Below are 213 nucleotides of genomic sequence, written 5' to 3'. Positions count from 1 at the left end.
ATTGATGTATCTGAGGGTCTGTAGCTCAGTTGGTTAGAGCACACGCTTGATAAGCGTGGGGTCACAAGTTCAAGTCTTGTCAGACCCACCACTACTGACGAAGCAAGCAATTGCAGAGTAAGACAGAGAATCAGAAACATTAAATCTAAATGATAAGCTGGGGACTTAGCTTAGTTGGTAGAGCGCCTGCTTTGCACGCAGGAGGTCAGGAGT

Annotated in this window: 1 tRNA gene; it reads left to right on the top strand. The window is 46.5% G+C overall.

Annotated features, from left to right (window positions below):
• Positions 1 to 14 precede the first annotated feature (14 nt).
• Positions 15 to 91, top strand: a tRNA-Ile gene (locus NI467_RS14720).
• Positions 92 to 213 lie beyond the last annotated feature (122 nt).

The sequence above is a fragment of the Acinetobacter sp. S4397-1 genome (assembly GCF_024129285.1).
In the GTDB taxonomy this organism is placed as follows: Bacteria; Pseudomonadota; Gammaproteobacteria; order Pseudomonadales; family Moraxellaceae; genus Acinetobacter; species Acinetobacter lwoffii_C.
This window is presented reverse-complemented; position numbering and strand designations above follow the sequence as displayed.